The organism is Streptomyces sp. NPDC043680, from assembly GCF_056436685.1.
In genome coordinates this window covers 211,714-236,304 of the sequence record NZ_JBWKCE010000001.1, presented here as the reverse complement: position 1 = coordinate 236,304, position 24,591 = coordinate 211,714, and the positions used below count along the sequence as shown (strand labels likewise).

Sequence of the window (24,591 nt, the reverse complement as noted above, 5' to 3'; positions counted from 1 at the left end):
CTGATGACCGTTCCGGAGATCCTTTCCGAACTGAAAGGGATCTCTCGACGCACCTTCTACCGGTGGCGTGAGCTGGGCCTCGCACCTCAAGCCTTCAAGCTGCCGAACGGCGAACTGCGCGTGTGGCGGAGTGACTTTCTCGCCTGGCTGCGGAGCCAGGAAGGTGCTGCCGCGTGAAGTCGCTCGACGTCAAGATCTGGAGTGTCCGAAAGAGGGACACGAAAAGACCTTCCTACGACGTTCGCTGGTCGGTGGCTGGACAGGTCTTTTCCGAGTCCTTCCGGACGAAGGGCCTCGCTGACAACTACCGCTCCAAGCTCATGCGGGCGACACGTGACGGTGAGGAGTTCGACACCGCCTCGGGCCTTCCGGGCTCGATGACCGAGCAGAAGGCGACGCTGAGCTGGTACGACTTCGCCCTGAAGTACCTCGCCATGAAATGGCCGCATGCGGCGCCCAACACGCGCGACGGGATCAACGAATCCTTGACCTCAGTCACCATGGCGCTCTTGGACGATAGGCCTGGCCGACCCTCCGATGCCGAGTTACGGAAGGCGCTTCGCAGCTGGGCATTCGTCCTGCCCGGCCCTGACAGCACGGATCTTCCCTCGCAGATCGGGAACGTCCTGCACTGGGTTGCCAAGGCCTCCCGGCCTCTTTCTGACTTTGCTGATCCGGCTCTCGGCCGGGCCGTCCTCGACTCCCTGAAGATCAAATTGGATGGGACCGCTGCAGCGGCTGAAACCGTACGCAGGAAGCGCCGCACACTCGTGAATGCCCTGCACTATGCCGTCGACCTCGGGAAATTCCGAGAGCACCCGCTCACCTCAGTGCGCTGGCAGAAGCCAAAGGTCTCGAACGAGGTGGATCCCCGGGTGGTGGCCAACCCGGAGCAGGCGCGGTCGCTGCTGCACGCGGTCTCGTACGTCGGTGGTTACCGCCGCGCTCGCGGTCGGCGGCTGGTGGGACTCTTCGCCGGGATGTACTTCGGGGGCTTCCGGCCGGCGGAGGTTGTGGGGCTCGCTGCGGGAGATCTGACGCTGCCCGATTCCGGGTGGGGAACTGCCTTGCTTCATCGGACCCGGCCGAGTGTCGGGAAGCGGTGGACTGATTCAGGGGCGAGCCATGATGACCGCGGGCTGAAGAACCGACCCATGGAAGACGTGCGGCGGGTGCCGATTCCCCCGCAGCTCGTGACGATCCTCCGCGAGCACGTGGACACCTTCGGGACCGCCGACGACGGGCGGCTGTTCTTCAGTGAGGGCGGGGGAGTGGTGTCCTCGTCGACGTACTACCGGGCCTGGCAGGAGGCGCGCGTCCTGGCCCTGCCGCCGACCGCGGCTGCCTCGCCGCTCGCCCAGCGGCCCTATGACCTTCGGCACTCGGCACTCTCGACGTGGCTCAATGCCGGGGTCGACCCGACTGAGGTCGCCGAGCGCGCCGGCAACAGTGTGGAGGTGCTGCTGAGTCGGTACGCGAAGTGCCTCGACGGTCGTCAGGAGGTGGCCAACCGTCGTATCGAAGATCTGCTGCGCGAGTACGAGTGATCGCGAGTGAGTGGCGATAGCCTGCGAGGCCCCTGGACCTGTCCGGGGGCCTTCGGCGTTTCCGAGGCTGACCTGGGGTGATGGGCCAAGATCCTGTCCACGAATAGTCCACAGGGTCTGACATACGGGTGCACAGGGCGGCAGTTGGCTGCGCATACGCGAAGACCCCGTCTCAGCGTTCTCGCTGATGGCGGGGTCTTTGGGCACTTCCTGCGAAGTGCCCCCGGCAGGATTCGAACCTGCGCACACGGCTCCGGAGGCCGTTGCTCTATCCCCTGAGCTACGGGGGCGTGTCGTTCGCGGTGCGGCGACGGGTTGAACACTACCAGCTTCCGCGGGGTGATCAGGAACCCCTTTTGCGGGTGGGTGGGGGGTGGGTCGCCCGGACGGGGTGGAAGTGGCAAAAACCCGGACGCGGGGGCTTAGGCGGACCTACTCTCGAGTTGTGCCAGGCGCCTCGGGCCGGGTGCTTGTTGTCGACGACAACAAGGTCATCCGGCAGCTGATCAAGGTCAACCTCGAACTGGAGGGCTTCGAGGTGGTGACCGCGAACGATGGTGCCGAGTGCCTGGACGTCGTCCACCGCGTGCGTCCCGACGTGGTCACCCTTGATGTGGTCATGCCCCGGCTGGACGGGTTCGGGGCGGCCGCACAGCTGCGGGCCGATCCGCGGACGCGGCATCTGCCCGTCGCCATCGTGAGCGCCTGTACGCAGCACGAGGTGGAGTCGGGGATCGCCGCCGGGGTGGATGCCTTCCTCGCCAAGCCGTTCGAGCCGGCCGAGCTGGTGCGGGTCGTACGACGGCTGGTCGAGCGGAAGGACCGGAGGGAGCGGAAGGGCGCCCCCGCGGGCAGCGGCCGGGGGTAAGAGGCCGGAAAAGCCCCCGGCTGTCCCCGCCCCGCCGGCGCCACCACCGGCCCCCTGCCCCCGCCGGGAGCACCACCGCCCCCGTCCTCCTGTTCACATGGCGAAACCGTTCGCGGGTTGCCAGGGCTTCTCCCCTAGGCTGGGCCTGTGACCCCCGTGGACCTCTCCCGTACCGTCGTACGCGCCGTGCGCTGCGCCGTGGAGGACGGGGAGCTGCCCGCCGCGGCGGGTGTGCCCGAGCGGGTGGTCGTCGAGCGGACCAGGCCCGGGGGAGTGGGGGAGTACGCCACCCCCGTGGCCTTCCAGGTGGCGAGGAGTGCCGGGCGGCAACCCCGCGACGTGGCCCGCGTGCTGGCCCGGCGGCTCGGCGGTGAGCCCGGTATCGAGCGGGTCGAGATCACCGGCGCCGGCTTCCTGAACTTCGTGCTCGCGCAGCGCTCCGCCGCCGAGCTCGTACGCGAGGTGCGGGCGCGGGGGCTGCGGTACGGGTACGCCCCCGACGGCGAGCTGCGGGCGCGGGTGGTGGGCGAGGCCGTGGACCGGATCGCGCGGAGCCAGGGACTCCGCCCCGCCGAAACGGAACTGCGGGTCGCCCCCGTGGCCCGGCGCGACGCGGACGTCGTCGCCCGCTACGGCGCGGACGCCGCCGCCTGGGCCATGCTGTCCGTGCCCGCCCGGGAGACCCCCGTGTTCTTCCCGCAGCTGCTCGTCCAGGGCGAGGACAGCGAGTTCTTCCGCGTCCGCTACGCCCACGCCCGCAGCCGTGCGCTGGTGCGCAACGCCGCCCGGCTGGGGTTCGCGGGCGAGCCCGGCGATGTCGCCGGCGACGACGCCCCCGAGCTGGTGCGCGCCCTCGCCGACCACCCCCTCGTGCTCGAAGCCGCCGCGCACCACCGCGCGCCGGAGAAGCTCGTGCGGCACCTCGTCGTGACCGCCGATGCGCTGCTCGACTTCCAGTACCGCGTCCTGCCCCTCGGCGACGAGAAACCCTCGGCCGCCCACCGCGCCCGGCTGGCTCTTGCCGAAGCCGCCGGGACGGTGCTGGCCGGTGGCCTGGCCCTGCTCGGCATGGATGCACCCGACTGCCTGTGATTTGCGAAGAGAGATACCGATGAGCCGTTCCGCGCACCCCGCCGGGCCCCGCCACGCCGACGTCCTGCCCGAGGGCCACTACGCCCCGCCGCCCGCCGACCTGAACGCGCTCGACGAGAAGGTCTGGGCCCGGACCGTCAGCCGCAACGGCGACGGGGTCGTCACCGTCGGCGGGGTCGAGGTCACCCGGCTCGCCGAGGAGTTCGGGACGCCCGCGTACTTCCTCGACGAAGAGGACTTCCGGGAGCGCTGCCGGGCCTGGGCGCACGCGTTCGGACCCGACGCCGACGTGTTCTACGCCGGGAAGGCGTTCCTCTCCAAGGCCGTCGTGAAGTGGCTCCGGGAGGAGGGGCTCAATCTCGACGTGTGTTCGGGGGGAGAGCTCACCACCGCGCTCGCCGCCGGGATGCCGGCCGCGCGGATCGCCTTCCACGGGAACAACAAGTCCGTTTCCGAGATCACCCGCGCCGTCGAGGCCGGGGTCGGGCGCATCGTGCTCGACTCCTTCCAGGAGATCGCCCGCGTCGCGCACATCGCCCGCGAGCTGGGGGTCCGCCAGCCCGTGCAGATCCGCGTCACGGTCGGCGTCGAGGCGCACACCCACGAGTTCATCGCCACCGCCCACGAGGACCAGAAGTTCGGCATCGCCGTCGCCGACGGCTCCGCCGCCGAGGCCGTGCGCCGGGCGCTGGGGCACGACAGCCTGGAGCTGCTCGGCGTCCACTCCCACATCGGTTCGCAGATCTTCGACATGGCCGGCTTCGAGGTGTCCGCGAAGCGGGTCGTGCGGCTGCTGGCCGCCGTACGCGACGAGCACGGCGTCGAGCTGCCCGAGATCGACCTCGGCGGCGGCCTCGGCATCGCGTACACCCCCGCCGACGACCCGCGCGAGCCGCACGAGATCGCCAAGGCCCTGCACGAGATCGTCGCCCGCGAGTGCGAGTCCGCCGGTCTGCGGGCGCCCCGCATCTCCGTCGAGCCCGGGCGGGCCATCGTCGGGCCCACCGCCTTCACCCTCTACGAGGTGGGGACGATCAAGCCGCTGGAGGGGCTGCGTACGTACGTGTCGGTCGACGGCGGCATGTCGGACAACATCCGCACCGCCCTCTACGACGCCGAGTACGCCGTGACCCTCGTCTCCCGTGTCTCCGACGCCGAGCCGATGCTCGTCCGCGTCGTCGGCAAGCACTGCGAGAGCGGCGACATCGTCGTCAAGGACGCCTTCCTGCCGGCCGACCTGGCCCCGGGCGACCTCCTCGCCGTGCCGGCCACCGGGGCGTACTGCCGCTCCATGGCCAGCAACTACAACCATGCGCTGCGCCCGCCCGTCGTCGCGGTGCGCGACGGGCAGGCCCGTGTGATCGTCCGGCGGGAGACGGAGGAAGATCTCCTGCGTCTCGACCTCGGATGATGCCCATGTTTCCGGGGGAAGCCCCCCGGACCCCCAAAATGGGTGTCTCACCCAATGGACCGAAGGTGGAAACTGCTGTCCATTGCGTGAGACTGGTTCAGACCTGGAATGCAATACCGCGTACCGGGTGAAGCTGGAAGATCGAAAGGCGTAGGTCGAATGATGCGTACGCGTCCGCTGAAGGTGGCGCTGCTGGGCTGTGGAGTGGTCGGCTCAGAGGTGGCGCGCATCATGACGACGCACGCCGACGATCTGACGGCCAGGATCGGGGCGCCGGTCGAGCTGGCCGGAGTGGCCGTGCGCCGCCCGTCCAAGGTGCGCGAGGGCATCGACCCGGCGCTCGTCACCACCGATGCGACCGCGCTCCTCAAACGCGGCGACATCGACGTGGCCATCGAGGTCATCGGCGGCATCGAGCCCGCCCGCACCCTGATCACCACCGCCTTCGAGCACGGCATCTCCGTCGTCTCGGCCAACAAGGCGCTGCTCGCCCAGGACGGCGCGGCCCTGCACGCGGCGGCCGAGCAGCACGGGCTGGACCTCTACTACGAGGCCGCCGTGGCCGGCGCCATTCCGCTGGTCCGCCCGATGCGCGAGTCCCTCGCCGGCGACAAGATCAACCGGGTGATGGGCATCGTCAACGGCACGACCAACTTCATCCTCGACAAGATGGACTCGACGGGCGCCGGCTACCAGGAAGCGCTCGACGAGGCCACCGCCCTCGGGTACGCCGAGGCCGACCCGACCGCCGACGTCGAGGGCTACGACGCCGCCGCCAAGGCCGCGATCCTGGCCGGCATCGCCTTCCACACCCGGGTCCGGCTGGACGACGTCCACCGCGAGGGGATGACCGAGGTCAGCGCCGCCGACTTCGCCTCCGCCAAGCGGATGGGGTGCACCATCAAGCTGCTCGCGATCTGCGAGCGGGCCGCCGACGGCGAGTCCGTCACCGCGCGCGTCCACCCCGCGATGATCCCGCTCAGCCACCCGCTCGCCTCCGTCCGCGAGGCGTACAACGCCGTCTTCGTCGAGGCGGAGGCCGCCGGGCGGCTCATGTTCTACGGGCCCGGCGCGGGCGGTTCGCCGACCGCCTCGGCGGTCCTGGGCGACCTCGTCGCCGTCTGCCGCAACAAGCTCGCCGAGGCAACGGGGCCGGGCGAGTCGGCGTACACCCAGCTGCCGGTCAGCCCCATGGGCGACGTCGTCACCCGGTACCACATCAGCCTCGATGTGGCCGACAAGCCGGGCGTCCTCGCCCAGGTGGCGACGACGTTCGCGGAGCACGGTGTCTCCATCGACACCGTCCGCCAGCAGGGCAAGGACGGCGAGGCGTCCCTCGTCGTCGTCACCCACCGCGCACCCGACGCCGCCCTCTCCGGGACCGTCGAGGCGCTGCGGAAGCTGGACACCGTCCGCGGTGTCGCCAGCATCATGCGCGTTGAAGGGGAGTAAGGACCCATGAGCAGCAATCGCACCCACCAGTGGCGCGGCATCATCGAGGAGTACCGGGACCGCCTGCCGGTGACGGACGCGACGCCCGTGGTCACGCTCCGCGAAGGCGGCACTCCCCTCGTCCCCGCACAGGTGCTCTCCGAGCGCACCGGCTGCGAGGTGCACCTCAAGGTGGAGGGCGCGAACCCGACCGGGTCCTTCAAGGACCGCGGTATGACGATGGCGATCACCAAGGCCAAGGAGGACGGCGCCAAGGCCGTCATCTGCGCCTCCACGGGCAACACCTCGGCCTCCGCCGCCGCGTACGCGGTGCGCGCCGGGATGGTCTCCGCGGTCCTCGTGCCCCGCGGCAAGATCGCGCTCGGCAAGATGGGCCAGGCGCTGGTGCACGGCGCCAAGATCCTCCAGGTGGACGGCAACTTCGACGACTGCCTGGACCTCGCCCGCGCGCTGTCCGACAACTACCCGGTGGCGCTGGTCAATTCGGTCAACCCGGTCCGCATCGAGGGCCAGAAGACGGCCGCGTTCGAGATCGTCGACGCCCTCGGCGACGCCCCGGACATCCACGTGCTGCCCGTCGGCAACGCCGGCAACATCACCGCGTACTGGAAGGGCTTCAAGGAGTACAAGGCCGACGGCCTGTCCTCCCGTACGCCGCGCGTGTGGGGTTTCCAGGCGTCCGGGTCCGCGCCCATCGTCCGCGGCGAGGTCGTCAAGGAGCCGCACACCATCGCCACCGCGATCCGCATCGGCAACCCGGCCTCCTGGGACTACGCGCTCGCCGCGCGTGACGAGTCGGGCGGCTTCATCGACGAGGTGACGGACCGCCAGATCCTGGCCGCCTACCGGCTGTTGGCCGCGCAGGAGGGCGTCTTCGTCGAGCCCGCGTCGGCCGCCTCCGTGGCGGGCCTGCTCAAGGCCGCCGAGCTGGGACTGGTCGACCCGGGCCAGAAGATCGTATGCACCGTCACCGGCAACGGCCTCAAGGACCCCGACTGGGCGGTCGCCGGCGCTCCGCAGCCGGTCACCGTTCCGGTGGACGCCGAGGCCGCGGCCGTCCGGCTCGGCCTGGTCTGACCGGGCGAGCCCGCACCGCCCCACCTTGAGTTGCCGGGTTCCGGAGTCTTCCGGAACCCGGCAACCCGGCTCGTACGGCATCAAAACCCGGCGGCCCCGGAGCGAGGGCAGCGACACGCATCGTGCGCCTCCTGTGCGCCCTATGTCGCGAGAGAACCTTCCTTCGATAGGCTGTACTTACATCCGCCACCGCGCATATGACCGTGGTGCTGCCCAGAGGGCCTTCGGGTGTCGTACGTTCTCCAGTACATTCGCAGCGAGCCAGCGAACACCTCGTCTCGCACAGTCACAAGGAGTGTCATCGGACGATGGCCGGTCCAGCGTTCCGCGCCGCCGCCGTACGGGTGCGCGTCCCCGCCAGCAGTGCCAACCTCGGCCCGGGTTTCGACGCCCTCGGCCTGGCCCTGGGGCTCTACGACGACGTCGTCGTCCGGGTGGCCGACTCCGGCCTGCACGTCGACATCGCCGGTGAGGGTGCCGACACCCTCCCGCGGGACGAGAGCCACCTGCTCGTACGCTCCATGCGCACCACCTTCGACCTGCTGGGCGGCCAGCCGCGCGGCCTTGAGGTCGTCTGCGCCAACCGCATCCCGCACGGCCGCGGCCTCGGGTCCTCCTCCGCCGCCATCTGCGCCGGCATCGTCGCCGCCCGCGCGGTGACCATAGGCGGCGAGGCCAAGCTCGACGACGCGGCCGTACTGGAACTGGCCACCGAGATCGAGGGCCACCCCGACAACGTCGCCGCCTGTCTGCTCGGCGGCTTCACCCTGGCGTGGATGGACGGCGGCAGCGCCAAGGCGATCCGGATGGAGCCCGCCGATTCCATCGTTCCGGTGGTATTCGTGCCCTCCAGGCCCGTTCTGACCGAGACCGCGCGCGGCCTGCTGCCGCGCAGCGTCCCGCACGTGGACGCGGCCGCCAACGCGGGCCGTGCGGCCCTGCTCGTGGAAGCCATGACCAGGCGTCCCGAGTTGCTGCTGCCCGCCACCGAAGACCGGCTCCACCAGGAGTACCGGTCCCCCGCGATGCCCGAGAGCGTGGCACTCGTGGGCCGACTGCGGGGGGACGGCATCCCCGCGGTCATCTCCGGCGCGGGCCCCACGGTCCTCGCGCTGGCCGACAACGACGCGGCCGACAAGGTCGCGCAGCTCGCCGGTGAGGGATGGGCGGCCAACCGGCTCGCCCTCGACGCCGCGGGCGCGAGCGTACTTCCGCTGGGCACCCCGGCCGGTTAGGCCGCGGACTGCGCAGTGCGGGCGGTGGCCGAAACACGTCCACCGCCCGGGGGCGGCCAGGGCAGGCCGCCCCCGCGGAAGGCGCGATTGCGGGTGATTGAGAGGGGGAATATCTATTGGATCCGGTAGTGTTAGTCTCAAGTGCGCAGCCGAAGCCGCCATGGCTCGGTGCTCAGTGTCCCCATCCGGGACCACCTTTCTTCCGGGAGCCTCCCCGACTGCTTTGATCGCTGCCAGCAGTTTCGAGCACGCTCCGGAATCGGCGTGAACTTCCCACGCTTCCAGCTCGGGGGCCTCTCGCCGGAACCACCATGCACGTTTCTCTCCGCCGTATCTCTACCGGCGGACCACCGCCCCGGCACGGTCCACACGTAGGACCGTTGTCGGACAGCACAACCGGTCGCCGAGCCAGACAGGCCGACGTCCGCTCCAGGGAAGGACCCTTCGTGAGCGACACCACCGATCTGATGGGCGCTGCCGACACCAATGTCGACACCAGTGCCCCCGCCGCGGGCGCCCCGGCTGCCACTGCCGGACGGCGTCGCCGCTCCGGCACCGGCCTTGAGGGCATGGTCCTGGCCGAACTGCAGCAGGTCGCGTCCGGCCTCGGCATCAGGGGCACCGCGCGGATGCGCAAGAGCCAGCTGATCGAGGTCATCAAGGAGGCCCAGGCGGGTGGCGGCAGCGCCCCCAAGGCCACGGCCGCCCCGACCGCCGACGCCGCCGAGGCCAAGCCGAAGCGCCGCGCCACCAGCAAGGCCCGTACCGGCGAGACCGCCGCCCAGGCGCCTGCCGAGAAGCCTGCCACGCAGGCGCAGATCGAGATCCCGGGCCAGCCGGCCAGCGACGACGCCCCGGTCGGCGAGCGCCGCCGCCGTCGGGCCACGGCCCCCTCCGGCAGCCCGGAGACCGCGGCTCCGGTCGCCACGGCCGTCCAGGTCGAGCAGAAGACCGAGACCGCCGCGGCCCCGGCCGCCACCGCGCAGACCGACCTCAAGGCAGAGGCGGCCACCGCCGTCTCCGCGCCCGCGCAGGACGGCGAGGGCCGCGGCCGCCGGGACCGCCGCGACCGCGGTGACCGTGCCGAGCGCGGTGACCGTGCCGAGCGCGGCGACCGCCGCGACCGCCGCGACCGCGGCGCCAAGGCCGACGACCAGGGCCAGGCCGCCCCGGGCCAGGGCCAGGGCGGCGGTCAGGGCGGGGGCCGCCAGGACCGCCAGCAGGGCGGCCGTGGCCAGGGCCAGCAGGGTCAGCAGGGCCGCCAGGACAGCGGTCCGCAGGACGACTTCGACGACGAGGGCGGCCGCCGCGGCCGTCGCGGCCGCTACCGCGACCGCCGGGGCCGCCGCGGCCGCGACGAGTTCGCGCCGGGCGAGCCGCAGGTCGCCGACGACGACGTCCTGATCCCCGTCGCGGGCATCCTCGACATCCTCGACAACTACGCGTTCATCCGGACCTCGGGCTACCTGCCCGGCCCCAACGACGTGTACGTCTCCCTCGCCCAGGTCCGCAAGGCCGGCCTGCGCAAGGGCGACCACACCACCGGTGCCGTGCGCCAGCCCAAGGACGGCGAGCGCCGCGAGAAGTTCAACGCCCTCGTGCGGCTGGACTCCGTCAACGGCATGGCGCCCGAATCCGGCCGCGGCCGACCGGAGTTCCAGAAGCTGACGCCGCTGTACCCGCAGGACCGGCTCCGCCTGGAGACCGACCCGGGTGTGCTGACGACCCGCATCATCGACCTCGTGTCGCCGATCGGAAAGGGTCAGCGAGGCCTGATCGTGGCCCCGCCGAAGACCGGCAAGACCATGATCATGCAGGCGATCGCCAACGCGATCACCACCAACAACCCCGAGTGCCACCTGATGGTCGTCCTGGTGGACGAGCGTCCGGAGGAGGTCACCGACATGCAGCGGTCGGTCAAGGGCGAGGTCATCTCCTCGACCTTCGACCGCCCGGCCGAGGACCACACCACCGTCGCCGAGCTGGCCATCGAGCGCGCCAAGCGTCTCGTCGAGCTGGGTCACGACGTGGTCGTCCTGCTGGACTCCATCACCCGCCTGGGCCGCGCGTACAACCTCGCGGCGCCCGCCTCCGGCCGCATCCTGTCCGGTGGTGTCGACTCGACCGCGCTGTACCCGCCGAAGCGCTTCTTCGGTGCCGCGCGCAACATCGAGGACGGCGGCTCGCTGACCATCCTGGCCACCGCGCTGGTCGACACCGGCTCGCGCATGGACGAGGTGATCTTCGAGGAGTTCAAGGGCACCGGCAACATGGAGCTCAAGCTCGACCGGAAGCTCGCCGACAAGCGCATCTTCCCGGCCGTCGACGTCGACCCGTCGGGCACCCGCAAGGAGGAGATCCTCCTCAACAGCGAGGAGCTCGCCATCGTCTGGAAGCTGCGCCGGGTGCTGCACGCGCTCGACTCGCAGCAGGCGATCGAGCTGCTGCTCGACAAGATGAAGCAGACGAAGTCGAACGCCGAGTTCCTGATGCAGATCGCCAAGACGACTCCGTCGGGCAAGAACGACGACTGACGTCTTCGCAGCGCACCACCGGGACCGCCCCCGCCGCATCCGCGACGGGGGCGGTCCCGCGTTCGCGTCCGGTCCCCGGCCCGGCGGGGATGCGCGTACGGATGCGCGGCGGGCGCGCCTGCGGTTGCGGACGGGTGCGAGCTTCAGCACACCCCGCCGCCGCGCGACCGCGTCCGCCGCCACCCCGGCCCCCAGGGAAACCGCAGGTGGGAGGGGGCGCGGCGGAAGGCCCGTCCCGGCCGGCCCGATCGTGGCCGCCCGTCGGCAGCCTCCCTGCGCCGTGGAACCCTGAGGGGGCGTTCCGCCGTCTGTGTCAGCGACAGCGGGAGGCCACCGGGCCGGAACCGCCCGGAGACGGCACGCAGGACTGAGGAGAGCATGAGCGAGGACAGCAGCGGCCAGGGCCGACGTGCCGCGGGCCGGCGCCGACGGAAACCGGCGAAGCGCCGCAGAGCCCTCGTGGTCGCCGCGTGGAGCGCCGCGGGCGTCGTCCTCCTCGGCGGAGCGGGCCTCGGCTACGTCTACTTCTCGCTGAACGGGAACCTGAAGACGGTCGACATCGACCAGGCCCTCGGCACCGACCGCCCCCAAGACGTGGACAACGGCTCGATGGACATCCTCGTCCTCGGCTCCGACTCCCGCAGCGGCGCCAACGGCGAGTACGGACAGGACGACGGCGGCTCCGCCCGCTCCGACACCGCGATGATCGTCCACCTGTACGAGGGCCACAAGAAGGCCAGTGTCATATCGATCCCGCGAGACACCCTCGTCACCCGCCCCGCCTGCACGGTCACCGGTTCGAACAAGACCGACCGCGGCGGGCCGCGGCAGATGTTCAACGAGTCGTTCACCATCGGCGGGGCGGCCTGCGCCGTCAAGACCGTCGAGAAGATGTCGGGGATCCGCATGGACCACTACATCGAGGTCGACTTCACGGGCTTCAAGAAGATCATCGACAACCTCGGCGGCGTCGAGGTGACGACCACCAAGCCGATCAAGGACGGGTCCAGCCACCTCGACCTGCCGTCCGGCACCAACAAGCTCAACGGCGAGCAGGCCCTCGGTCTCGTACGCACCCGCAAGAGCGTCGGCGACGGCAGCGACCTCGGCCGAATACAGCTCCAGCAGGCCTTCATCAAGGCCCTGATCAAGCAGGTCAAGGGCATCGGCGTCTTCGACAACCCCAAGCGGCTCCTCGACCTCGCCGACACCTCCACCAAGTCGCTCACCACCGACACCCAGCTCGGCAGCGTCAAGGCGCTCGCGGGCTTCGCCCAGAGCCTCCAGGGCATCGACGCCCAGAACATGCAGATGATCACCCTGCCGGTGACCGCCGACCCCCGGGACCCCGACCGGGTGGTCCCGCTCACCAAGGAGTCCCAGATGGTGTGGACCGCGCTGCTGGGCGAGCAGACGATCCCGGCCGAGGCCACGGCGAACTCCATGGGCGACAAGGGCAAGGCCGGCGAGATCGTCCGCTAGGGCCCGTCGGCCCCTCGGCCGGGGGCCATCTCCCCGGGCCCGCACCCGGCCGCCGCCGGGCTCCCGCCCGGCTCCGCGTCCCGCGGAATAGATCCCGGGCGCCCCTGGTTGAGGGGATCGTCCTCAGAATTTTGACAGGCAGCCCGGTCCTGGCAGACTGGTCTGTCGGCCCCGGTTCACGCAGTGCGCAATTCGGCTCCTGCGACCCGGCGCCCTCCCGAATCTAGGAGACACCTTGAAGCGCGATGTTCACCCCGAGTACGTCGAGACCCAGGTCAGCTGCACCTGTGGCGCGTCGTTCACCACCCGCAGCACCCTGACCGAGGGCACCATCCGTGCCGAGGTCTGCTCCGAGTGCCACCCGTTCTACACGGGCAAGCAGAAGATCCTCGACACCGGTGGCCGTGTCGCCCGCTTCGAGGCCCGCTTCGGCAAGGCTGCCGGCTCGAAGTAGCGAGCCCCCGGCGCCGGACCCCGGCTGCACCCTGTCCACACGGGGGCAGCCGGACCGGCGCCTTTGTCGTCCCGCAGCCCTTTTTCGTACTTTTCACCCCAGGAGCCCCCGATGTTCGAGGCGGTCGAGGAACTGATCGGCGAACACGCCGATCTTGAGAAGAAGCTCGCCGACCCTTCGGTCCACTCCGATCAGGCCAACGCGCGCAAGCTCAACAAGCGCTACGCGGAGCTGACCCCGATCATCGCGACCTACCGGGCGTGGAAGCAGACCGGGGAGGACATCGAGACCGCGAAGGAGTTCGCGGCCGACGACCCGGACTTCGCCGCCGAGGTCAAGGAGCTGGGCACGCAGCGCGAGGAGCTCACCGAGAAGCTCCGCCTGCTGCTGGTCCCGCGCGACCCCAGCGACGACAAGGACGTGCTCCTGGAGGTCAAGGCGGGCGCGGGCGGCGACGAGTCGGCCCTCTTCGCCGGCGACCTGCTGCGCATGTACCTGCGCTACGCCGAGCGGGTGGGCTGGAAGACCGAGATCATCGACGCCACCGAGTCCGAGCTCGGCGGCTACAAGGACGTGCAGGTCTCCGTCCGCACCAAGGGCGGCAACGGTGCCACCGAGCCCGGCCAGGGAGTCTGGGCCCGCCTGAAGTACGAGGGCGGCGTGCACCGCGTCCAGCGCGTTCCGGCCACCGAGTCGCAGGGCCGCATCCACACCTCCGCCGCGGGCGTGCTCGTCACCCCGGAGGCCGAGGAGGTCGAGGTCGAGATCAACCCGAACGACCTGCGCATCGACGTCTACCGCTCGTCCGGCCCCGGCGGCCAGTCCGTCAACACCACCGACTCGGCCGTGCGCATCACGCACATCCCGACCGGTGTGGTCGCCTCCTGCCAGAACGAGAAGAGCCAGCTCCAGAACAAGGAGCAGGCGATGCGTATCCTTCGCTCGCGACTGCTCGCGGCCGCCCAGGAAGCAGCCGAGCAGGAGGCCTCCGACGTGCGCCGCAGCCAGGTGCGCTCCGTGGACCGCTCCGAGAAGATCCGTACGTACAACTTCCCGGAAAACCGGATCTCGGACCACCGGACCGGCTTCAAGGCGTACAACTTGGACCAGGTCCTCGACGGCGACCTCGACCCGGTCATCCAGGCCTGCGTCGACACCGACTCGGCCGCCAAGCTCGCCGCCGCGAACTGATCCGCCCGCTCCGCCCCCGCACCACCCCCGTACGACAGCAGCCCGGAGGACCAGCGTGAACTTGCTGCTTGCCGAGGTGGCCCAGGCCACCCAGCGGCTGGCCGCCGCCGGCGTGCCCTCACCGCGCTTCGACGCGGAGGAGCTCGCGGCCTTCGTGCACGGCGTCAAGCGGGGGGAACTGCACCACGTCAAGGACGCGGACTTCGACGCCCGCTACTGGGAGGCCGTCGCCCGGCGCGAGGCGCGCGAACCGCTGCAGCACATCACCGGGCGCGCCTTCTTCCGGTACCTGGAGCTCCAGGTTGGGCCGGGGGTCTTCGTGCCCCGGCCCGAGACCGAGTCGGTCGTCGACTGGGCCATACACGCCGTCCGGGCGATGGACGTCGTCGAGCCGCTGATCGTCGACCTGTGCACCGGTTCCGGCGCCATCGCGCTGGCCATGGCGCAGGAGGTGCCGCGCTCGCGCGTCCACGCGGTGGAGCTGTCCGAGGAAGCCCTGCGGTGGACCCGCAAGAACGCCGAGGGCTCCCGGGTCAGCGTCCACCAGGGCGATGCGCTCAGCGCGCTGCCCGAGCTGGACGGCCAGGTCGACCTGGTCATCTCGAACCCGCCGTACATCCCGCTCACCGAGTGGGAGTACGTGGCCCCCGAGGCCCGCGACCACGATCCGGAGATGGCCCTGTTCTCCGGCGAGGACGGCCTCGACACCATCCGCGGCATCGAGCGCACCGCGCACCGGCTGCTGCGGCCCGGCGGCATCGTCGTCATCGAGCACGCCGACACCCAGGGCGGCCAGGTCCCGTGGATCTTCGCCGAGGAGCGAGGCTGGGCCGACGCCGCCGACCATCCCGATCTGAACAACCGCCCGCGCTTCGCGACCGCCCGCAAGGCCCTGCCGTGAGCGCACCCCTGCCCGAGAACACCCTGCTGCACGAGGAGTCCCGCTGATGGCCCGGCGATACGACTGCAACGACGCGACGGACCGCAAGACGGGTCTGCGCGAAGCCGCCTCCGCCGTGCGCCGCGGCGAGCTCGTCGTGCTGCCCACCGACACCCTGTACGGGATCGGCGCGGACGCCTTCAGCGCGGAGGCCGTCGGCGACCTGCTGGCCGCCAAGGGGCGCGGCCGCAACATGCCGGTCCCGGTGCTCATCGGCTCCCCGAACACCCTGCACGGCCTCGTCACGGACTTCTCCGAGCAGGCGTGGGAGCTCGTCGACGCCTTCTGGCCGGGCGCACTGACGCTGGTCGCCAAGCACCAGCCCTCGCTGGCGTGGGACCTGGGCGAGACCCACGGCACCGTCGCCGTCCGCATGCCCCTGCACCCCGTCGCGATCGAGCTGCTGACCGAGGTCGGCCCGATGGCGGTGTCCTCGGCGAACCTGTCGGGGCAGCCCGCGCCGGAGGACTGCGACGCGGCGCGGGCGATGCTGGGCGACTCCGTGTCGGTGTACCTGGACGGCGGCCCGACGCCGGGCATCCAGCCGTCCTCGATCGTCGACGTCACCGGAAAGGTTCCCGTCCTGCTGCGCGAGGGGGCGCTGACCGCCGAGCAGCTGCGCGAGGTCGTACCCGACCTTGAGGTGGCCCCGTGAGCCCTGAGGGGCGTGGCATAGCAGGCGGGCACCACCCGGCGCTGGCTCAGGGAGACACCTTCCGCATCCTCCACGTCAGCACCGGCAACGTGTGCCGTTCGCCCATCACCGAGCGGCTGACGCGGCATGCGCTGGCGCACCGGCTGGGCGGGCTGCCGGCGAGCGGTCTGATCGTGGAGAGCGCGGGCACCTGGGGGCACGAGGGCGCCCCGATGGAGGCCAACGCGGCGGCCGTGCTGGCGGACTTCGGCGCGGACGCCTCCGGGTTCACCGGGCGGGAGCTGCTGGACGAGCACGTGATCCGCGCGGACCTCGTGCTGACGGCCACCCGCGACCACCGGGCGCAGGTCATCTCGATGGGGCACTCGGCGGGGCTGCGGACCTTCACGCTGAAGGAGTTCACCCGGCTGGTGCGGGCCATAGACCCGGCCACGCTGCCGCCGCTGGACGACGGGGTGGCCGAGCGGGCCCGCGCCCTGGTGCGGGCCGCGGCCGCGCTGCGCGGGTGGCTGCTGGCGCCCTCGCCGGACGCGGACGAGGTGTACGACCCGTACGGCGCGCCGATCACCTTCTTCCGCTCGATCGGCGACGAGATCAACCAGGCGCTGGAGCCGGTGGTGACGGCCCTGACGGGCGTCACGGCCGCCCGCTGACCCTCCCGGCCCCCAGGCGCGGTCCGGCCGCGCTCCGGCTGCGGCGACGCACCCGGTCCCGGCGGACGGCTCACAGGGCGGAACGGGCCGGGCCGTCCTAGAGTGGCGGGTACCGGGACAGCCCACTGGAGTCGCGCCATGAGCGTCATCACCCCGCCCACGGACCTGCTGCGGCAGCAGGACCCCCAGATGGCCGACGTCCTCGCCGGTGAGGCGCAGCGGCAGGCCGCCACTCTGCAGCTGAGCGCCGCCGAGAACTTCACCTCGCCCGCCGTGCTGGCCGCGCTCGGCTCGGCGCTCGCCAACAAGTACGCCGAGGGCTATCCGGGCCGCCGCTACCACGGCGGCTGCGAGTACGCCGACCTCGCCGAGCGGGCCGCCGCCGAGCGGGCCTGCGCCCTGTTCGGCGTCGAGCACGCCAACGTACAGCCGCACTCCGGCTCCGCGGCCGTCCTGGCCGCGTACGCCGCGCTGCTGAGGCCGGGGGACACGGTGCTCGCGATGGGGCTCGCGTACGGGGGCCACCTGACGCACGGCTCGCCCGCCAATTTCTCCGGGCGCTGGTTCGACTTCGTGGGCTACGGGGTCGACGCCGAGACCGGGCTCATCGACTACCACCAGGTGCAGAACCTGGCCCGGACGCACCGGCCGAAGGCCATCGTGTGCGGGTCGATCTCCTCCCCGCGCCACCCCGAGTACGCGGCGTTCCGGGAGATCGCCGACGAGGTGGGGGCCTTCCTCATCGCGGACGCCGCGCACCCCATCGGGCTGGTCGCGGGCGGAGCGGCCCCCAGCCCGGTCCCGTACGCGGACATCGTCTGCGCGACCACGCACAAGGTGCTGCGGGGCCCGCGCGGCGGGATGATCCTGTGCGGCTCCGAGTTCGCCGAGCGGATCGACCGGGCGGTGTTCCCGTTCACCCAGGGCGGTGCCCAGATGCACACGATCGCCGCGAAGGCGGTGGCCTTCGGGGAGGCGGCCGCGCCCGCGTTCAGCACGTACGCCCATCGGGTGGTGGCCAACGCGCGGGTGCTGGCGCAGGAGCTGGAGGGCTGCGGCTTCGCCGTGACCACGGGCGGCACCGACACCCACCTGATCGTCGCCGACCCGGCCGGCCTCGGCATCGACGGGCCCTCCGCCCGCGCCCGGCTCGCCGCGGCCGGGATCGTGCTCGACACGTGCGCCCTGCCGTACGGGGACCAGCGGGGGATCCGCCTCGGAACGGCGGCCGTGACGACCCAGGGCATGCGGGAGCCCGAAATGGCGCGGATCGCCGAGCTGTTCACCGCCGCGCTGACGGGGAACGCGACGAGAACCCGGAGGGAAGTCACCGAACTGACGGGTGGATTTCCCCCGTACGGGGAGTAAGGCAGACAAAAGGGGAACTGGTGCAACCGGCATACGGACCCCTCGCGTCCTCGGTGGCGGGGACATCGCAGCTAATGTGTGGGGCTGAGATGGCCGGCGATACATCTGGGGCAGCCCGTGCGTGAATATCTGCTGACGCTTTGCGTCACGGTCGCGGTGACCTACCTGCTGACCGGGCCCGTGCGCAAGTTCGCGATCGCGGTCGGCGCCATGCCGGAGATCCGGGCCCGCGACGTCCACCGCGAACCCACCCCGCGGCTGGGCGGCATCGCCATGTTCGGCGGGCTGTGCGCGGGCCTGCTGGTCGCCGACCACCTGCAGAACCTCAACGGCGTCTTCGAGCTGTCGAACGAACCCCGGGCCCTGCTCTCGGGCGCCGCCCTGATCTGGCTGATCGGCGTCCTCGACGACAAGTTCGAGATCGACGCCCTGATCAAGCTCGGCGCGCAGATGATCGCCGCCGGCGTGATGGTCATGCAGGGGCTGACCATGCTGTGGATCCCCGTCCCGTGGATCGGGACGGTGGCGCTGACCCAGTGGCAGGGCAACCTGCTCACCGTGGCGCTCGTGGTGATCACCATCAACGCGGTGAACTTCGTGGACGGCCTCGACGGGCTGGCCGCCGGCATGGTGTGCATCGCCTCCGCGGCGTTCTTCCTGTACGCGTACCGGATCTGGTTCGGCTACGGCATCGAGGCGGCCGCGCCCGCCACCCTCTTCGCCGCCATCCTGATGGGCATGTGCCTCGGCTTCCTGCCGCACAACATGCACCCCGCCCGGATCTTCATGGGCGACTCCGGCTCGATGCTCATCGGCCTGGTGCTCGCCGCCGCAGCGATCTCCATCACGGGGCAGGTGGACCCGGACACCATGGCCCTGTTCGCGGGTGGTGAGCGCAATGCCACGCACGCGATGCTGCCGGTCTTCATCCCGCTGCTGCTGCCGCTCACGATCATCGCCATCCCGATGACCGACCTGATCCTGGCCGTCGTCCGGCGCACGTGGAACGGGAAGTCGCCCTTCGCGGCGGACCGCGGGCACCTGCACCACCGGCTGCTGGAACTCGGGCATTCCCACAGCCGTGCCGTGCTGATCATGTACTTCTGGTCGGGGCTGATCGCCTTCGGCGCGGTGGCCTACTCGGTGCATTCGGCCTCGATGTGGATCGTGCTCGTGATCGTCGCGCTCAGCGCGGTGGGCCTGGTCCTGCTGCTCCTGCCGCGGTTCACCCCGCGTGCGCCGCGCTGGGCCGAGTTCCTGGTGCCGCCGCGCTACCGGCACGCGGAGCGGGCCGCGGAGGCGGCCGCCCTGGACGCCTCGGGCCTGGAGCCGGAGCCGGCCCGGCCGATCGTGGTGGGTGTGTCCGGCGTCAACGGAGCGACTGCGGTAGGCCCCCGTTCGCGCTTCCCCGACCGGCGTAAGGCCGGATCGGCGCGCTGACGCCGCCGGTGCATGTCCGACATGGGCGGCCTTTAGCACACAAGGTCATCGGTTGTCGCGCACACACGGGCGGGTTAGCTCTCATGTGTGACAGTCGGCACACCCGCCGGGTAAAGCTCTCATCAAATAGTTTGTGATACCGTTCACTAAACCCGGCGACAGAGCCGAAGGACCGTAGTGCGACGGTCCATTGGCCCGAGGTTCGATCTCGGACCGGGCTTACGCTCGTCCCGTACGAGTCCCGTGCCCCCACCACCACGCGGAGCAACCCGCCATGCGGTCAGATGACGTCCGATCCCTCCTGCACGCCGCTGTGCCCACAGCCGCTGCCGGCGGCCTTGCCGCCGTCATCAGCGCTGTCGTGGCCGGCGGCAAGGGGGCGCTGGGTGCCGTCATCGCCACGCTGGTGGTGCTGCTCTTCATGGGCGCCGGATTCGTCATTCTGCAACGCACCGCGAAATCGCTGCCGCACTTGTTCCAGGCCATGGGGCTCATGCTCTACACGGTCCAGATCCTGCTGCTCTTCGTCTTTGTCGCCGTGTTCAAGAACACGACGCTGTTCCACCCCAAGGCCTTCGCGATCACGCTCGTCGCCACCACCCTCGTGTGGATCGGCGCACAGACGCGTGCTCATATGAAGGCCAAGATCCTCTACGTCGAACCGGACTCGAAGGGCGACAAGCCCGAAAATTCGGGGCCGAAGTCGTGAGGGGTAGGGCCGGAATAAGGGCGCGTTCGAGATGCTGCTATCGTCCGGTGCCAACTGCGGCATTGCGGGCGCGGGCATCTGAGCTGACGCCTGTTCCATCGCGAGGCTCGATGCCAGACCGCCGCCCCCAAACCCGTTACACCAGTCCAGTGCCGAACCGCGGCCGTGCGCCGCGCCGACACAACGAGGTTGCCGTACCTATGCGCCACGCTGAAGGAGCCCGCGGTGAGTGACCCGACGCAGGTGCTCGCTTTCGAGACCGACTGTCACATCTTCGACGGATGCGGCTTCCCCGGCCCGGGCCTGCACTCGTTCCTCTTCGAGCCGCTGTGGGGCGAAGCGGGCCTGACGAGCGCGTACTTCAACAAGCCGATGCTGCTGGCCCTGCTGGGCTCGCTGATCATCGTCGTCTTCTTCTGGGCGGCCTTCCGCAAGCCGAAGGTCGTCCCGGGCAAGCTCCAGATGGTCGCCGAGTCCGGCTACGACTTCGTGCGCCGCGGCATCGTGTACGAGACGCTGGGCAAGAAGGAGGGCGAGAAGTACGTCCCCTTCATGGTCTCGCTGTTCTTCTTCGTCTGGATCCTGAACGTCTGGTCGATCGTCCCCGTGGCACAGTTCCCGGTGACCTCGATCATCGCGTACCCGGCGGTTCTCGCGGCGATCGTCTACTTCATCTGGATGTCGGTGACGTTCAAGCGTCACGGCTTCGTCGGCGGTTTCAAGAACCTCACCGGCTACGACAAGTCGCTCGGCCCGGTGCTTCCGCTCGTCATGGTCATCGAGTTCTTCTCGAACGTCCTGGTGCGCCCCTTCACCCACGCGGTCCGACTCTTCGCGAACATGTTCGCCGGTCACACCCTGCTGCTGCTGTTCACCATCGCCAGCTGGTACCTGCTGAACGGGATCGGGATCGCCTACGCGGGCGTCTCGTTCATCATGGTCGTCGTGATGACCGCCTTCGAGCTCTTCATCCAGGCTGTCCAGGCGTACGTCTTCGTCCTCCTGGCCTGCAGCTTCATCCAGGGCGCGCTCGCCGAGCACCACTGAGTCCGGCCCACCCCCAAACCCCCTTGTCGTCCGGTGGCCAACCCCCACCGGTCCGTGAAAGAGAAGGAAGAACTGGCATGTCCCAGATCCTTGCTGCCGCCGAAGGCGTCACCGGTTCCCTCAGCTCCATCGGTTACGGCCTCGCGGCCATCGGCCCGGGCGTCGGCGTCGGCATCATCTTCGGTAACGGCACGCAGGCTCTCGCCCGTCAGCCCGAGGCTGCCGGTCTGATCCGCGCCAACCAGATCCTCGGCTTCGCCTTCTGTGAGGCGCTCGCCCTCATCGGTCTGGTCATGCCGTTCGTCTACTAAGACGAGCCGACCACTAGTCCGATTAGACGAAAGGCACTGATGTGAACCTCCTGGTTCTCGCGGCTGAGGAGGCCGAAAACCCCCTCATTCCGCCGATCCCCGAGCTCGTCATCGGTCTGATCGCCTTCGTCATCGTCTTCGGTTTCCTCGCGAAGAAGCTCCTCCCGAACATCAACAAGGTTCTGGACGAGCGTCGCGAGGCCATCGAGGGCGGTATCGAGAAGGCTGAGGCCGCTCAGACCGAGGCCCAGAGCGTGCTGGAGCAGTACAAGGCCCAGCTCGCCGAAGCCCGGCACGAGGCCGCGCGCCTGCGCCAGGAAGCGCTGGAGCAGGGCACTGCGCTCAAGGAAGAACTGCGCGCAGAGGGCCAGCGGCAGCGTGAGGAGATCATCGCTGCCGGCCACGCCCAGATCGAGGCCGACCGCAAGGCCGCCTCTCAGGCGCTGCGTCAGGACGTGGGCAAGCTCGCCACCGACCTGGCCGGCAAGCTCGTCGGTGAGTCCCTTGAGGACGTCGCCCGTCAGAGCCGCACCATCGACCGCTTCCTCAGCGAGCTTGAGGAGAAGGCCGAGGCGGCCCGATGAACGGAGCGAGCCGCGAGGCGCTGGCCTCCGCGCGTGAGCGTCTCGACGCGCTGACGGACAACACGTCCGTCGACGCGGCGAAGCTCGCCGGTGAGCTGGCTGCCGTCACCGCGCTGCTCGACCGTGAGGTCTCGCTGCGTCGGGTCCTCACCGACCCGGCGCAGTCCGGCGAGGCCAAGGCCGAGCTGGCGGGCCGGCTGCTGGCCGGCCAGGTCGGCGGGGAGACCCTCGACCTGCTGTCGGGCATGGTCCGGTCCCGCTGGTCGCAGTCCCGCGACCTGGTGGACTCGCTGGAGGAGCTGGCGGCCACCGCCGACCTCACGGCGGCCCAGCAGGGTGACGCGCTGGACAACGTCGAGGACGAGATCTTCCGGTTCGGCCGGATCGTCGCCTCGAACACCGGGCTGCGCTCCGCGCTGACCGACCGGGGGGCCACCGCCTCCGCTAAGAGCACGCTGCTGCGCAGCCTGCTCGGCGGCAAGGCGAACGCGGTCACCGAGCGTCTGGTCACGCGTCTCGTCACGCACCCGCGTGGACGTAGCCTGGAGGCGGGACTCGAGTCCCTGTCCAAGCTCGCCGCCGAGCGCCGCAACCGCATGGTCGCCACCGTGACCACCGCGGTTCCGCTCAGCGACGTGCAGCGGCAGCGTCTCGGCGCGGTGCTGGCGAAGCTGTACGGCCGCCAGATGCACCTGAACCTGGACGTGGACCCCTCGGTCCTCGGCGGGATCGTGGTGCGCGTCGGCGACGAGGTCATCGACGGCAGTGTCGCGGAGCGCCTCTCCGAGGCCTCCCGCCGCATGGCCGGCTGACCGGCCACCAAAAGAACAACGCATTCCTAGCGGCCCGGTTGGGCCGTGCAGAACTTGCAGAAGATTCCTGGGGGTCGCCCCCAGACCCCTAAGAAGCTTCAGGCCCAACAAGGAGAGCAGGGAACCCAGATGGCGGAGCTCACGATCCGGCCGGAGGAGATCCGGGACGCACTGGAGAACTTTGTCCAGTCGTACCAGCCGGACGCGGCCTCGCGCGAGGAGGTCGGAACGGTCAGCGTTGCCGGCGACGGCATCGCGAAGGTGGAGGGTCTGCCCTCCGCCATGGCGAACGAGCTGCTGAAGTTCGAGGACGGCACCCTCGGTCTCGCCCTCAACCTTGAGGAGCGCGAGATCGGTGCGATCGTCCTCGGCGAGTTCAACGGCATCGAAGAGGGCCAGCCGGTGCAGCGCACCGGTGAGGTTCTCTCCGTAGGTGTCGGCGAGGGCTACCTCGGCCGCGTTGTCGACCCGCTCGGCAACCCGATCGACGGCCTCGGCGAGATCGCGACCGAGGGCCGTCGCGCCCTCGAACTGCAGGCCCCGGGCGTCATGGTCCGCAAGTCGGTGCACGAGCCGATGCAGACCGGCTACAAGGCCGTCGACGCGATGGTGCCGATCGGCCGTGGCCAGCGTCAGCTGATCATCGGTGACCGCCAGACCGGCAAGACCGCCCTGGCCGTCGACACGATCATCAACCAGCGCGACAACTGGCGCTCGGGCGACGTGAACAAGCAGGTCCGCTGCATCTACGTCGCCATCGGCCAGAAGGGCTCGACCATCGCGTCCGTGCGCGGCGCCCTGGAAGAGGCCGGCGCGCTGGAGTACACGACGATCGTCGCCGCCCCGGCGTCCGACCCGGCCGGCTTCAAGTACCTGGCGCCGTACACCGGTTCCGCCATCGGCCAGCACTGGATGTACGCCGGCAAGCACGTCCTGATCATCTTCGACGACCTGTCGAAGCAGGCCGACGCCTACCGCGCCGTGTCGCTGCTGCTGCGCCGCCCGCCGGGCCGTGAGGCCTACCCGGGTGACGTCTTCTACCTGCACTCGCGGCTGCTGGAGCGTTGCGCCAAGCTCTCCGACGACATGGGCGCCGGTTCGATGACCGGTCTGCCGATCGTCGAGACCAAGGCCAACGACGTCTCGGCGTTCATCCCGACCAACGTCATCTCCATCACCGACGGCCAGTGCTTCCTGGAGTCCGACCTGTTCAACGCGGGCCAGCGCCCGGCGCTGAACGTCGGTATCTCGGTTTCCCGTGTCGGTGGTTCCGCGCAGCACAAGGCCATGAAGCAGGTTTCCGGCCGTCTGCGCGTGGACCTGGCCCAGTACCGCGAGCTGGAGGCGTTCGCCGCCTTCGGTTCCGACCTGGACGCCGCGTCGAAGGCCTCGCTGGAGCGCGGCAAGCGCATGGTCGAGCTGCTGAAGCAGGGCCAGTACCAGCCGATGCCCGTCGAGGAGCAGGTCGTCTCCGTCTGGGCCGGCACCACCGGCAAGATGGACGACGTCCCGGTGGCCGACATCCGCCGCTTCGAGTCGGAGCTGCTGGAGTACCTGCGCCGTGAGCGCAAGGACCTCCTCACCTCCATCGCCGAGGGCGGCAAGATGTCGGACGACACCCTGACGTCGATCGCTGACGCCATCGCCGGCTTCAAGCGCCAGTTCGAGACCTCGGACGGCAAGCTCCTGGGCGAGGACGCACCGGCCGTCAACGTCTCCAAGTGACGAC

The 24,591-nt window shown here is 70.4% G+C and carries 23 protein-coding genes and 1 tRNA gene; 23 read left to right on the top strand and 1 reads right to left on the bottom strand.

The window, feature by feature from the left end; genetic code table 11:
• The first annotated feature begins 3 nt into the window (after positions 1-3).
• Positions 4-177: a helix-turn-helix transcriptional regulator gene (locus tag AC0666_RS01025; RefSeq protein WP_478706986.1), complete on the top strand. Its 174-nt coding sequence runs from the start codon at positions 4-6 to the stop codon at positions 175-177.
• A complete protein-coding gene (locus AC0666_RS01020) occupies positions 174-1,547 on the top strand; it encodes a tyrosine-type recombinase/integrase (protein ID WP_478706873.1) in 1,374 nt (457 codons plus the stop codon). The genes AC0666_RS01025 and AC0666_RS01020 overlap by 4 nt, the downstream gene beginning before the upstream one ends.
• A gap of 218 nt (positions 1,548-1,765) precedes the next feature.
• Here AC0666_RS01020 and AC0666_RS01015 read toward each other — a convergent pair.
• Positions 1,766-1,837, bottom strand: a tRNA-Arg gene (locus AC0666_RS01015).
• Between the two features lie 101 nt (positions 1,838-1,938).
• Between AC0666_RS01015 and AC0666_RS01010 the strand changes: the two genes are divergently transcribed.
• From AC0666_RS01010 to atpA, 21 genes are all read left to right on the top strand, one after another.
• Positions 1,939-2,415 carry a response regulator gene (locus tag AC0666_RS01010; protein WP_468963303.1) on the top strand — a complete coding sequence of 159 codons (477 nt, stop codon included), beginning with the start codon at positions 1,939-1,941 and terminating at the stop codon, positions 2,413-2,415.
• A 147-nt stretch (positions 2,416-2,562) separates the two neighbouring features.
• The gene (gene nrtL, locus AC0666_RS01005; protein WP_468963304.1) at positions 2,563-3,507 is read left to right on the top strand and encodes an ArgS-related anticodon-binding protein NrtL; all 945 of its coding nucleotides are present in this window, start codon (positions 2,563-2,565) and stop codon (positions 3,505-3,507) included.
• A 19-nt stretch (positions 3,508-3,526) separates the two neighbouring features.
• Positions 3,527-4,918, top strand: a complete 1,392-nt coding sequence (gene lysA, locus AC0666_RS01000) for a diaminopimelate decarboxylase (RefSeq protein ID WP_478706872.1) — start codon at positions 3,527-3,529, stop codon at positions 4,916-4,918.
• Positions 4,919-5,080: 162 nt separating this feature from the next.
• Positions 5,081-6,370 carry a homoserine dehydrogenase gene (locus AC0666_RS00995; RefSeq protein WP_468581572.1) on the top strand — a complete coding sequence of 430 codons (1,290 nt, stop codon included), beginning with the start codon at positions 5,081-5,083 and terminating at the stop codon, positions 6,368-6,370.
• A 6-nt stretch (positions 6,371-6,376) separates the two neighbouring features.
• Complete coding sequence (gene thrC / locus AC0666_RS00990; RefSeq protein ID WP_356849432.1) at positions 6,377-7,447, top strand: threonine synthase; 1,071 nt, start codon at positions 6,377-6,379, stop codon at positions 7,445-7,447.
• Between the two features lie 308 nt (positions 7,448-7,755).
• Positions 7,756-8,682, top strand: coding sequence for a homoserine kinase (thrB, locus tag AC0666_RS00985; protein WP_478706871.1), 927 nt, complete (start codon positions 7,756-7,758; stop codon positions 8,680-8,682).
• A gap of 446 nt (positions 8,683-9,128) precedes the next feature.
• Positions 9,129-11,216 (top strand): transcription termination factor Rho, encoded by a 2,088-nt coding sequence (gene rho, locus AC0666_RS00980; protein ID WP_478706870.1) that lies wholly within the window; start codon positions 9,129-9,131, stop codon positions 11,214-11,216.
• Positions 11,217-11,594: 378 nt separating this feature from the next.
• A complete protein-coding gene (locus tag AC0666_RS00975) occupies positions 11,595-12,698 on the top strand; it encodes an LCP family protein (RefSeq protein ID WP_468963308.1) in 1,104 nt (367 codons plus the stop codon).
• Positions 12,699-12,933: 235 nt separating this feature from the next.
• Positions 12,934-13,152 (top strand): 50S ribosomal protein L31, encoded by a 219-nt coding sequence (rpmE, locus tag AC0666_RS00970; RefSeq protein ID WP_030153765.1) that lies wholly within the window; start codon positions 12,934-12,936, stop codon positions 13,150-13,152.
• A 111-nt stretch (positions 13,153-13,263) separates the two neighbouring features.
• The gene (gene prfA, locus AC0666_RS00965) at positions 13,264-14,343 is read left to right on the top strand and encodes a peptide chain release factor 1 (RefSeq protein ID WP_468581414.1); all 1,080 of its coding nucleotides are present in this window, start codon (positions 13,264-13,266) and stop codon (positions 14,341-14,343) included.
• Positions 14,344-14,398: 55 nt separating this feature from the next.
• Entirely contained in the window at positions 14,399-15,244 is an 846-nt protein-coding gene (gene prmC / locus AC0666_RS00960) for a peptide chain release factor N(5)-glutamine methyltransferase (protein ID WP_361714832.1), read from the top strand.
• 46 nt (positions 15,245-15,290) lie between these two features.
• The gene (locus AC0666_RS00955; protein ID WP_468581413.1) at positions 15,291-15,938 is read left to right on the top strand and encodes an L-threonylcarbamoyladenylate synthase; all 648 of its coding nucleotides are present in this window, start codon (positions 15,291-15,293) and stop codon (positions 15,936-15,938) included.
• Positions 15,935-16,591 carry an arsenate reductase/protein-tyrosine-phosphatase family protein gene (locus AC0666_RS00950; RefSeq protein WP_468963309.1) on the top strand — a complete coding sequence of 219 codons (657 nt, stop codon included), beginning with the start codon at positions 15,935-15,937 and terminating at the stop codon, positions 16,589-16,591. Before AC0666_RS00955 ends, AC0666_RS00950 begins: the two co-directional genes overlap by 4 nt.
• A gap of 138 nt (positions 16,592-16,729) precedes the next feature.
• Positions 16,730-17,959: a serine hydroxymethyltransferase gene (locus AC0666_RS00945; RefSeq protein WP_478706869.1), complete on the top strand. Its 1,230-nt coding sequence runs from the start codon at positions 16,730-16,732 to the stop codon at positions 17,957-17,959.
• 105 nt (positions 17,960-18,064) lie between these two features.
• Positions 18,065-19,399: an MraY family glycosyltransferase gene (locus AC0666_RS00940; protein WP_478706985.1), complete on the top strand. Its 1,335-nt coding sequence runs from the start codon at positions 18,065-18,067 to the stop codon at positions 19,397-19,399.
• A gap of 274 nt (positions 19,400-19,673) precedes the next feature.
• Positions 19,674-20,108: a Cg1360 family ATP-synthase-associated protein gene (locus AC0666_RS00935; RefSeq protein WP_356849420.1), complete on the top strand. Its 435-nt coding sequence runs from the start codon at positions 19,674-19,676 to the stop codon at positions 20,106-20,108.
• Positions 20,109-20,318: 210 nt separating this feature from the next.
• Complete coding sequence (gene atpB, locus AC0666_RS00930) at positions 20,319-21,155, top strand: F0F1 ATP synthase subunit A (protein ID WP_361715064.1); 837 nt, start codon at positions 20,319-20,321, stop codon at positions 21,153-21,155.
• Between the two features lie 77 nt (positions 21,156-21,232).
• Positions 21,233-21,466 (top strand): ATP synthase F0 subunit C, encoded by a 234-nt coding sequence (atpE, locus tag AC0666_RS00925; RefSeq protein WP_355965164.1) that lies wholly within the window; start codon positions 21,233-21,235, stop codon positions 21,464-21,466.
• A 41-nt stretch (positions 21,467-21,507) separates the two neighbouring features.
• Positions 21,508-22,050 carry a F0F1 ATP synthase subunit B gene (locus tag AC0666_RS00920; RefSeq protein WP_361714846.1) on the top strand — a complete coding sequence of 181 codons (543 nt, stop codon included), beginning with the start codon at positions 21,508-21,510 and terminating at the stop codon, positions 22,048-22,050.
• Positions 22,047-22,862 (top strand): F0F1 ATP synthase subunit delta, encoded by an 816-nt coding sequence (locus AC0666_RS00915; RefSeq protein ID WP_468581408.1) that lies wholly within the window; start codon positions 22,047-22,049, stop codon positions 22,860-22,862. Before AC0666_RS00920 ends, AC0666_RS00915 begins: the two co-directional genes overlap by 4 nt.
• Before the next feature lie 129 nt (positions 22,863-22,991).
• Positions 22,992-24,587 carry a F0F1 ATP synthase subunit alpha gene (atpA, locus tag AC0666_RS00910; RefSeq protein WP_468581407.1) on the top strand — a complete coding sequence of 532 codons (1,596 nt, stop codon included), beginning with the start codon at positions 22,992-22,994 and terminating at the stop codon, positions 24,585-24,587.
• Positions 24,588-24,591: the final 4 nt, after the last annotated feature.